This is a genomic window from Armatimonas sp., from assembly GCF_031410135.1.
Taxonomy (GTDB): domain Bacteria; phylum Armatimonadota; class Armatimonadia; order Armatimonadales; family Armatimonadaceae; genus Armatimonas.
On the sequence record NZ_JANNYP010000129.1, the window covers coordinates 1 to 9,068 of the forward strand.

General features: G+C 55.0%; 14 protein-coding genes. 9 read left to right on the forward strand and 5 right to left on the reverse strand.

Features of this window, described 5'->3' with window-relative positions; translation table 11 throughout:
- Window positions 1-103: 103 nt before the first annotated feature.
- The 5 genes from RMO15_RS04720 to RMO15_RS04740 form a co-directional block, all read right to left on the reverse strand.
- On the reverse strand, window positions 104-616 hold the full coding sequence (locus RMO15_RS04720; protein WP_309708506.1) for a transposase: 513 nt from the start codon (window positions 614-616) through the stop codon (window positions 104-106).
- Window positions 617-1,117: 501 nt separating this feature from the next.
- Window positions 1,118-1,426 (reverse strand): hypothetical protein, encoded by a 309-nt coding sequence (locus RMO15_RS04725; RefSeq protein WP_309708509.1) that lies wholly within the window; start codon window positions 1,424-1,426, stop codon window positions 1,118-1,120.
- A 143-nt stretch (window positions 1,427-1,569) separates the two neighbouring features.
- Entirely contained in the window at window positions 1,570-1,899 is a 330-nt protein-coding gene (locus RMO15_RS04730; RefSeq protein ID WP_309708512.1) for a hypothetical protein, read from the reverse strand.
- Window positions 1,889-2,467 carry a sigma-70 family RNA polymerase sigma factor gene (locus RMO15_RS04735; protein WP_309708515.1) on the reverse strand — a complete coding sequence of 193 codons (579 nt, stop codon included), beginning with the start codon at window positions 2,465-2,467 and terminating at the stop codon, window positions 1,889-1,891. Before RMO15_RS04735 ends, RMO15_RS04730 begins: the two co-directional genes overlap by 11 nt.
- 105 nt (window positions 2,468-2,572) lie before the next feature.
- The gene (locus tag RMO15_RS04740; RefSeq protein ID WP_309708519.1) at window positions 2,573-3,355 is read right to left on the reverse strand and encodes a polysaccharide deacetylase family protein; all 783 of its coding nucleotides are present in this window, start codon (window positions 3,353-3,355) and stop codon (window positions 2,573-2,575) included.
- Between the two features lie 155 nt (window positions 3,356-3,510).
- On the opposite strand from RMO15_RS04740, the gene RMO15_RS04745 reads away from it, so the two are divergent.
- The 9 genes from RMO15_RS04745 (at window position 3,511) to RMO15_RS04785 (ending at window position 8,966) form a co-directional block, all read left to right on the forward strand.
- The gene (locus RMO15_RS04745; protein ID WP_309708522.1) at window positions 3,511-3,840 is read left to right on the forward strand and encodes a hypothetical protein; all 330 of its coding nucleotides are present in this window, start codon (window positions 3,511-3,513) and stop codon (window positions 3,838-3,840) included.
- A 131-nt stretch (window positions 3,841-3,971) separates the two neighbouring features.
- A complete protein-coding gene (locus RMO15_RS04750; RefSeq protein WP_309708524.1) occupies window positions 3,972-4,100 on the forward strand; it encodes a hypothetical protein in 129 nt (42 codons plus the stop codon).
- Window positions 4,101-5,294 (forward strand): metallophosphoesterase, encoded by a 1,194-nt coding sequence (locus tag RMO15_RS04755; RefSeq protein ID WP_309708527.1) that lies wholly within the window; start codon window positions 4,101-4,103, stop codon window positions 5,292-5,294.
- A gap of 47 nt (window positions 5,295-5,341) precedes the next feature.
- Complete coding sequence (locus tag RMO15_RS04760) at window positions 5,342-6,391, forward strand: hypothetical protein (protein WP_309708530.1); 1,050 nt, start codon at window positions 5,342-5,344, stop codon at window positions 6,389-6,391.
- 228 nt (window positions 6,392-6,619) lie between these two features.
- Window positions 6,620-7,441, forward strand: a complete 822-nt coding sequence (locus tag RMO15_RS04765; RefSeq protein WP_309708533.1) for an SMP-30/gluconolactonase/LRE family protein — start codon at window positions 6,620-6,622, stop codon at window positions 7,439-7,441.
- A gap of 31 nt (window positions 7,442-7,472) precedes the next feature.
- Complete coding sequence (locus RMO15_RS04770) at window positions 7,473-7,775, forward strand: hypothetical protein (protein WP_309708536.1); 303 nt, start codon at window positions 7,473-7,475, stop codon at window positions 7,773-7,775.
- 4 nt (window positions 7,776-7,779) lie between these two features.
- Window positions 7,780-8,583, forward strand: coding sequence for a DUF1559 domain-containing protein (locus RMO15_RS04775; protein ID WP_309708539.1), 804 nt, complete (start codon window positions 7,780-7,782; stop codon window positions 8,581-8,583).
- Window positions 8,584-8,595: 12 nt separating this feature from the next.
- Window positions 8,596-8,808 (forward strand): hypothetical protein, encoded by a 213-nt coding sequence (locus RMO15_RS04780; RefSeq protein WP_309685295.1) that lies wholly within the window; start codon window positions 8,596-8,598, stop codon window positions 8,806-8,808.
- The gene (locus RMO15_RS04785; protein ID WP_309708541.1) at window positions 8,805-8,966 is read left to right on the forward strand and encodes a hypothetical protein; all 162 of its coding nucleotides are present in this window, start codon (window positions 8,805-8,807) and stop codon (window positions 8,964-8,966) included. Before RMO15_RS04780 ends, RMO15_RS04785 begins: the two co-directional genes overlap by 4 nt.
- Window positions 8,967-9,068: the final 102 nt, after the last annotated feature.

The window sequence follows — 9,068 nt, forward strand, 5'->3', positions numbered from 1 at the left end:
ATTGGAACGACCAAAACCAAGAACGACCAGATACCCAACCAGAAACGGAAACGAAGAACGAGGCGGCTTCGCCGCCGGGGAAACCCACAACGACCAACGAAGACTAACTCACTCGATGGACCAAATCAGGGGTACAGGCCACGCCCGCTAAGCCCATGGCCACTTTGCCACGACCGCCCGGAGCGCTAAAGTAACTCAATTTACCCGTGCGAGCCACATGAATCCAAAAGTTTTTCTTGGCACAGCGAACCATAGTCTCGTCGAAACCCGCACACTGCGCCTTAATAATGCCCTTACGAATGTGTTGTTCCGCAGGCACCAAGCGCCTTGAAGCAAGAGAGATCCAGTTCTGGATCGTGCCTTCACTAGGAGAATGTCCAAACCAGTCTGAGATCATCTGCACAATGCGCTTGAGGGCAATAGCTTGCTCCATCTTGAAGACAAGGCAGGTAGCCTGCGTGTTGGGGCCGTACACCACGGGAGCGCTCACATGCTCTGGGAACTCTGCTTTGACTTGACACTTACATCCAGGGCAGCAGACTTGGATGGCTTGATGCTCTACCGTCCAGAATCGGATGACCTCGGGCAGGTCAATGACTTGCCGCGCTTCAACCACTTCTCCCGGTATATCTTTGAGGTTCAAGCCGCAGTTGGGACATTGGTTGGGTTGATGCTTCTGGGTTTCATCAGGTGTCTCGTTCTTTTCGAGAGTATGCCCCTTATGTCCCTTCTGCCCTCCGGTAGGGCGATCCGTCTTTGGCCTTTGGTTCTTTCTTTGGCCTTTGGTTCTTTGGTTTGATAAATCCTTGTGCGGATGAGGGAGTGTGCGGGCCGGGAGCGAGTTTATCTTCCAAAGCGGCAACGCGTTGTGCGAGAGCCTGAAAAAGCTGGAAGCAGGCTTCGGGTCCTTGCTGATAAATCTGTTGGAATTGCTCGCGTGTCATGGATTGACTCAGTGCCATTGGTGGGCTGGATTATACTTCAAACGAAGAAGCCAGGCAAGTCCTGAGCTGTAACTTTCTTTCTCTTTTAGATACTCATTTAAGATCATCTAAAAATTTTTGATAGTTACATTGCGATAGTTTTATATGTTTTGTTCCGTTTTTGAAAATACAATCTACTGAAGTTGTTTTGCAAGACTGACAAGCTCTAATTCTGAGAGTTTCCCCATTATCATTCGGCGCTGCATCTGGTGTTTAAAGACAATTGCAGATCGGTTTGGACTGCGTGAGTCTTTATGGAGAAATGCACTTGTCTCTGTCCCGAGCAGAATCGCTTTCCAGCCCTCTTGAGCTTTGAGAGGCTGGAGGCTTTTGGTCTCCGATAAAAACAGCGAGAAAGAGCGCTTCCCTTTGGCATAGAGAAACTGCGTGTGCTCTCCTCCGTTATGCCGAACCAGCTTCCAGCCTTCCAGTGTCTCAGGCACCTCAATCTTGCGTGCCTCTTGTAGAGCGGCGCTCCCTGTTTTAGCCGGGAGATTGTTTAGAGGTGGAACCCTCGGAGGGGAGCACCCCACAACAGCCGAACTTATCAGCAAGAGTATTCCCAGGAAACCGGAGCAACGTGCGTTCATGAGCCCTGAAGATTCTCCAGGGAGTGCGCCACGTGGGTAGTCTCATGTTGGTCGTAGAACTGCTGCATCTGCGCCTCGGACGGGAGCGGGTCGGCTTCTGCCTTCTGCTCCGGCCAGACAAGTAAGAGCGCAACTGCCATCACGCCAGCCAGTGCTATTGCGCCAAGAGGCCGCCGGAGGGAGCGGCGGCTCACAGCGTAGTTCTTCTCAGGGGGATAGTGGTGGCGCAAAGTGCCCATCAGCCGCTCACGCGCGGCGACAGCCCCCCCAATCGGCTCAGGAAAGGATGCCTCGGTGAGTATCGCTCGTATGTCATCATCTTTCATGGTGTGTCTCGAATTTCTGTTGGTGTATCTCTGGACTCAGTGACTGTCGCAGCTTCTCACGGCCCCGCGAGATGCGTGAGCGCACGGTTCCGATGGGGATACTAAGCATATTTGCTATCTCGGTGTAGTCGTAGCCCTCGACATCTGCCAGCAAGACGGCAACTCGATTTTCCAGTGGCAAAGAGTCCAGCGCCTTTTGTACGGATTCCGAGTAGAGCGAGTCCATCAGACGCGCTTCGGGATTCTCCCGCGAGTCGGGGATATCGCGCCCTTCCGTCTCAGAGAAGACCGTATCCAGACTCTCCGCCTGGCGACGATTGGCCTTGCGTGCCATGTCGATCCGGTTGGTCGTCATCATCTTAAAAAACCAGCTCGCGAACTTGTCGCCACGGTAGCGATCAAAGGCAACGAACGCATCAATCATCGTCTCGGAGAGCAAGTCCTCGGCAAGGTCACGGTCACCGGTCAGGCGGTAGGCAAAGCGCCAGAAGCGCTCCCAGTCCTGGGCAACTAGCGCCTCAAATTCCGCGTGTCTTTGTGCGGTCGTCGAGCTTCGGCGAAGCCACATACTCTTACTTATGCCCGCGCGGGGCCAGCTCGCCACAAGGTTTTTCATATCTCAACTGCGAGATACGCCACGCCAATCGTTCCCTATTTTGAAAATTCGCACTCATCATTTTTTCACCCGGTTTTTCTTGAGATCATCCAGAGAGACGAAGCGATAGCCTTGTTTCTGGAGTGTCTCTATCATTCGAGGAAGGCAGGCGATGGTCTGATCCACACCATCATGAAGTAAGATGATGCCACCCGGCTGCGTCTTTTTCAGCGTCTTTTGCAAGATAATTTCTGTGCCAGGATGGTTGTAGTCACCCGGGTCTGCCGTCCAGAGTGCCATTGTGTATCCTAGGGATTCGCTGATCAGAGCCACCTCCCGGTTGTACTCCCCACCGGGTGGGCGGAACCAAGTAGGTGACTTTCCCAAAATGCTCTGAATGACTTTCCCACAAGCTTTAATCTCGTCGGCCACATACTCTGCGGGGATCTTAATCAGGCTGACATGATGGTAGGTATGGTTGGCGACCACATGACCGTCTACAGCTTCTGCCCGCACCAGCTCAGGAGCCTTTTCCGCCATCTCCCCCACCACAAAGAACGTCGCAAAAATTCGGTAGCGATCAAGAATGGCAAGAATTTCTGGTGTGTAGGCGGGATGCGGCCCATCGTCAAAGGTGAGTGCAAGCTCGCGGCGGCGCGGATTTCCGTGCATCAGCTTTGAGAACGTGAGGCCCCGCTCCTTCTCGTCTTCGTGCTGCGCAAAGATCTCACGCGATCCCCTGTAGACCTCCTGGCGGGCATTTTGCCAGTAGCGATCCCGCTCCTGCTGGAGCTTCTTAAGAGCATCGGCTTCTGATAGTTTATTAGGGGCTATAGGAGGTTGTAATTGTAAAGCTCTCATGTCTCATTATACATCGACAGAATTTACCGACTGAAAATTTCTACTCTCATGGGAACTTTTCTATTTTGTACGACGCACTTACTCCCAGAAACGATGAGGCAAGCAACATAGTTGATCTCTAAACGTTAAAAAAGTAAAGAAACACTAAAAACACCATGAAATTCACCAATTTACGAACTATTACCGGAGCGATGTCCTTACTCGCTCTCCTTCCTGTTGTCGCAAGCGCTCAGAGTCCGAAGGTTGACACAAAGGGAATCGGCACCAAGAAGGCAACCGCAACCGTCAAGTCAAGTTCCAGAAAGACGGTAGCCACGATTGGTAAAGACGCTCGGATAGTCGGTAAAGTCGCATCCAAGGATGCCAAGAGCGTTGCCAAATCAACCTCTAAGAATGCGAAGGCTGTTGGGAAGACCGTTGCCAAAGATTCTCGCAAGGTAGAGAATACAACCGGCAAGATGCTCGGCATCAAGACTAAGAAGTAATCCTTACAAGGGAAATCACACAAACCAAAGAGTCACACATCAAGCAAAAAACAATAAAAACCCGAATCGTTACCCTGGCACTCGCTGCCCTCGTCGTCGCTCCCTTTGCTCTGGGCACACAGGCCCATGCCATGAGCTTGAAGCTGGGCTCAATCAAGCTCACCCACGGCCTTTCCCTGAAGCGCATCGGAAGCGACCTATCCCTGAAGAATATCGAGCATGCGGTTCACAACGCCTTTCATACCGGCAAGCACCTTTAGATGACACCGATCCAGCCCGCTGAACTACTTTGGCCTATATGGCTACGTCGCTCTTTAGCGCAAGAGGAGCACTTCAGCGGGACTCAGAGACAAAGCAAGAAATGGCCGAGGCAGATCGCCTCGGCCTTTCACGTATTTGTCATTCTGCTGACTGGAGCGCACACAGCCTGTGCAACATCACAATCAGCACTACCTAGAGATAATCCGGGGGTTGTTCAAGTCTCTGCTGCGGCCCTTGCCTCCTTCGACCGAATTATCGCTCTCAGTGATGTCCACGGGATGTATGAGCACGCCACTCAGCTCCTCCAAGGCGCAGGTGTTCTGGACAAAGGAAACCACTGGCAGGGCGGCAAGACGCTCCTCGTTATCACGGGGGATTCTATCGACAAGGGGCCGCAGAGCCTGGAGATGCTCGGCCTCTGGCTGCACCTTCAGGAAGAAGCCCCACGCCAGAAAGGGCGAGTAATTGTTCTGCTGGGCAACCACGAAGCCGAGCTACTGGCAGACCCCACAGGGGATACCAAGACCGAGGCACTTGAGGACGAGCTCACACCAGAGGGATTACATGTTGCCGACCTCGCTGAGGGAAAGTCAGACAAACCTGTTCTTGGGCTACCACTACGGCGCTACGGCACGTTCTTACGGAGCCTCCCCATCGCGGCGCGTCTTGGCGACTGGCTCTTTTGCCATGCCGGTTGGGTACCACCGGCAACCTCGCTCCCCACGCCCGCCGCACGCTGGCAGGCGCTCGCCGGACGTGAGCAAACCGCACTGCGGTCGGGAGATTACAGTGCTCTCCTTCGCGCCGATGGGAGCGAACTGCTGGAGCGCAAAGAGTACCCGTTGGGAACCAAGTGGTGGAATACGCCTGAGGCGTTTCGTGTGCTGGAGACGCGCCTGGATAGCTACGGCATCCAGGGGGTTGTCTTTGGACACTGTCCCACGGCATTCGAGATTGTGGACGGAGTTGGCTACCCAAGCCCTACAGACCACCGACTGATCAAGATTGACAGCGGCATGGCTCCTGAAGCGGGCGGTTTTTCAGGGCACTTGCTTGTCTTTCCCCATCCACAAGAGCTTTCGGGAACCAGTGCCACACGGGTTCACGCACTCTCTTCCAGTATTGAACACGGACAGCTTATAACCGCCCCGATCAAAGAGGGCACACACAAGCTCAAAGAGAGCTCACACTAACCGAGATCTGTTCTCCCTGACAACAACCTGACATGGAGGTGTCAATTATGCGACAGCTACTTTTATCAATCGTGATCGGAGTCACGACTCTTTCGACAATGGGCTATGCCCAGCAGCCATCAACGCCACAGGAGGGCGGCACGTATTGGGTGCAAAAAATCACGAAAGTGGGAAGTGAGGGTGGTTTTGACTATGTGTATGCCGATTCCGACGGGCGACGACTCTATATTCCGCGCTCGGGGCCATCCCCCCGTGTCAATGTCTTCAACCTAGATACCCTGGAGCCTGCTGGTGAGTTTCCAAAAACCAATGCACGCGGTGCGGCCACTGATAGCAAGTCCCACCATGGTTTCTCGTCCAGTAGCCCCGTAGCAATGTGGGATACCAAGACACTGGCCATCGTCAAAACGATCCCCATCGAGGGCAGACCCGATGGTATTCTCGCAGACGCGTTTAATCACCGGATCTATGTTCTCAGCCACAGCGCCCCGAATGTGACGGTACTGGATGCAAGCGACGGTGCAGTTCTCGGTACGATTGACCTGGGCGGCGCACCTGAGCAAGCAGTCAGCGATGGCAAGGGACATATCTACATCGACCTTGAAGACAAAGACAGTGTCGCCGTGGTGGATGCAAACACCATGAAAGTGAGCGCGACCTACAGCCTAAATGGCAAAGGCGGCGGCAACGCAGGCCTGGCGCTGGATGTGAAGAACCATGTGGTCTTTGTCGCCTGCCGCGAGCCACAGGTGATGGTGATGCTCGATGCCACCACGGGTAAGTACCTCGCCGATCTGCCGATCGGCCGGGGCTGTGATGGCGCAGTCTTCAACCCCAAGACGGGTGAGTGCTTCAGCTCCCAGGGCGACGGCACTCTCACAATCATCAAAGAGAAGTCCCGCACCAGTTTTGTGGTCGAGCAAACCGTCAAGACTATGCCGGGGGCCAAGACTCTGACGCTGGACAGTAAGACCGGCAAAATTCTCCTGATTGCCGCCGAGTACAGTGCTCCAACAGCCCCGAACACAGGAGGAGGGCGACCAGGGCGCGGGACGCTGGTTCCGGGTTCTTTCTCCATTATCACCGTAGGGAAATAAATTGAACAGGAACCAATTCCAGGCTTTCCCCGCACTATCACATACGATTCCCGAAAGGATAACTTCGATGAAGACAAACAAGATCGCATGGTTCCAGACCCAGCTCCTGCAGGTGTCCCAAAGTGCCTTACTCGCTTGCAGCTCATTTCCCTTCTATCAGCTCAGTCCCATTGCGACCGTAACCTCAGCGTGGACAGTGCTCTCAGGTGGAAAGGAAGGAGATCAACAATGAGATCTGGTTGGCTACTTGCTTTGATCGGATTGGCTACGGGAGCCCTCACGGGATGTGGAGGCAGCTTGAAGGGAACGATTGTCCCCGTTGTCGATACCCAGACACGGCTCTATATCGCCAATTACGGTGACAACACCATCGCACGGGAGACGCTCCTCGGGGTTCAAGATAAGCTCGCTTCAAGCCTGAGCGGTCCGGTGGCACTGGCCTTCGATAGCGCAGGCGTGCTCTATGTCGCCAATAAAACTGCCGCGACCATCCAGAAAGTCGATGCAACGGGTGCAGTCACCAGCTTCGCCACCAAGATCAACAACCCCAGCGCCGAGGTCTTCGACAGCACGGGGACGCTCTACGTTACGAGCAAGGCAGACGGAACCATACTCAAGATCGCGCCCGATGGCACCAGCACCGTCTTTGTCTCGGGACTCTCTCTCCCCACGGGGCTAGCCTTTGATAAAGGTGGCGTGCTCTATGTCGCGGAGAACGGCCTCAGCCAGCTTCTGAAAGTCGGGGCGGATGGTAGCCTGACGCGCTTTGTCAGCGGTGTTAGCGACCCCAATAGCCTAATTTTTGATGCCGCAGGGACGCTCTATGTGAGCAGTGGCTCGGGCAATAGCGTCTACAAAGTTTCGGCGGCGGGTGCGGTGACCTTCTTTGTGGGCAAGCTGAATCTGCCTGACAGCATGGTCTTTGACAGCACCGGCAACCTCTATGTCGCCAATATCGGCAATAACACCATCACTAAAGTGGCCGCCGATGGCACTAGCACCGCCTTTGTTACAGGTCTCGCTACCCCAACAGGGCTAGCGATCCGATAACTCCCAACAGGTATGAAAGGAAAGAGACACCATGAATGACGAAACACAGGAACCAGATGAGGCACAAGAGCCGAATGATCTCCCTGTCGAGGATGATCATCGCGAGGCGGTTGGAGCGGCGGTAGCTCAGGCAAAGACGCAGAGTCTAGACCTAGGGACACTCTCCCAGGAGCTTGGACTCACCACCGACGATGTCAATGCCATGACCCGAGGTGACCTGATGAGCGTCGCACAGCATCTCACCAAAGAGCATCCCGATATCGCCCAGAACCTACTGGGCAGAATTCCCGTGATTGGTAGCCTCCTTGGAAATGTCTTCGGAGGGAAAGAATAAAGAAATGTCACAGAAATACACCCAGCGGAGCGGCTTTACGCTCATCGAACTTTTGGTTGTTATCGCCATTATCGCCATCCTTTCGGCGATTCTCTTTCCGGTCTTTGCACAAGCCCGAGAGAAAGCACGCTCCATCTCCTGCTTGTCCAACATGAAGCAGCTCGGAACCGCCTTCATGATGTACACCCAGGACTATGATGAGACCTTCCCCATAGGTGTTCAGGAAGACTGGAACAATGGCTGGCCCACGACCGTGCAGCCCTATGTCAAGAGCCTCGGGGTCTTCCGGTGCCCCGATGATGGTGACCTCACCCAGCCCGACTGGACCGCAGGCTGGGCGGGAGTGCCTATCTCCTACGCGACCAATGGCTACCAGAACTGGAACGGCTCGACTTGGTCGGTCTTTGGCCTGATTGGGATCTCACAGGCCTGGATGGGTAGCGGCGCAGCAGCCCGCACCATGGCGGTCGTGAACAAGCCCAGCGAGACGATTCTGCTGGCCGAGAAGCACAACCACGATGTCATGAAACTGGGCAGCGATGGAAACCTCTCGGGCTGGGGCGCGGGAAATACGCTCACCGGGGTCAACTGGTGGGACTGGGACGCACCAGGCGAGCTGCCCGATGGAACCCGCGCACTGACCGCCGCCTATCCTAATGGGCGCAATGGTGCGGTCACCGCCAAGCACAACGAGCGGGGCAACTTTGTCTTTGCCGATGGCCACGCCAAGTCCATGATTCCCTACACCACTAATCCTGACCCGATCAACCAGCCCGCCGATAATATGTGGGACGCTGGTCGAAGCTAAGAGGAACCCAAGATGAAACACACCACTCTATGTCTGGCCGTGCTCGTGCTAGCGAGCACGGCGCTCGTCGCTGGTTGTGGCAACAAGGCAAGCGACGCTCCCAAGACTGCCGAGGCGGTCAAGGAGTTCAAGGGCGGGCCACCCCCACCCGCCGCAATGGCAAAGATTCGCGAGCAGATGATGCATAACAAAAACCACCCCCCTGGAGTCCCTGCCCGCTCATGACGACCTCTCCAGCCTCTCGTCTTCTCCATCCTCCAGAGCCGCGCTGGCCCGCTGTCGTGGCTCTGGTGGCAGTGGCAGGGCTTCATCTCGCCCTGCCCAGAGAGCTTGCCATCGGCCCACCGGGTGCAGGTCATAAAAGTGGTGAGGTAGCAGGCTGAAAAACGCGGCGACTCCAAAAGGCAAAAAAGGAATCCAACTCGTTGCCAAAAAAGAAACCGCGTAGACGGGCAATTACTTCACCACCAACCACGCTCCAGCGC

Bases quoted from the DNA above. Each gene is read 5' to 3' on its own strand.
- RMO15_RS04775 (WP_309708539.1), top strand. From the start codon at position 7,780: ATGTCACAGAAATACACCCAGCGGAGCGGCTTTACGCTCATCGAACTT.
- RMO15_RS04745 (WP_309708522.1), top strand. From the start codon at position 3,511: ATGAAATTCACCAATTTACGAACTATTACCGGAGCGATGTCCTTACTC.
- RMO15_RS04770 (WP_309708536.1), top strand. From the start codon at position 7,473: ATGAATGACGAAACACAGGAACCAGATGAGGCACAAGAGCCGAATGAT.
- RMO15_RS04780 (WP_309685295.1), top strand. From the start codon at position 8,596: ATGAAACACACCACTCTATGTCTGGCCGTGCTCGTGCTAGCGAGCACG.
- RMO15_RS04785 (WP_309708541.1), top strand. From the start codon at position 8,805: ATGACGACCTCTCCAGCCTCTCGTCTTCTCCATCCTCCAGAGCCGCGC.
- RMO15_RS04755 (WP_309708527.1), top strand. From the start codon at position 4,101: ATGACACCGATCCAGCCCGCTGAACTACTTTGGCCTATATGGCTACGT.
- RMO15_RS04740 (WP_309708519.1), bottom strand. From the start codon at position 3,355: ATGAGAGCTTTACAATTACAACCTCCTATAGCCCCTAATAAACTATCA.
- RMO15_RS04750 (WP_309708524.1), top strand. From the start codon at position 3,972: ATGAGCTTGAAGCTGGGCTCAATCAAGCTCACCCACGGCCTTTCCCTG.
- RMO15_RS04760 (WP_309708530.1), top strand. From the start codon at position 5,342: ATGCGACAGCTACTTTTATCAATCGTGATCGGAGTCACGACTCTTTCG.
- RMO15_RS04730 (WP_309708512.1), bottom strand. From the start codon at position 1,899: ATGAAAGATGATGACATACGAGCGATACTCACCGAGGCATCCTTTCCT.
- RMO15_RS04765 (WP_309708533.1), top strand. From the start codon at position 6,620: ATGAGATCTGGTTGGCTACTTGCTTTGATCGGATTGGCTACGGGAGCC.
- RMO15_RS04735 (WP_309708515.1), bottom strand. From the start codon at position 2,467: ATGTGGCTTCGCCGAAGCTCGACGACCGCACAAAGACACGCGGAATTT.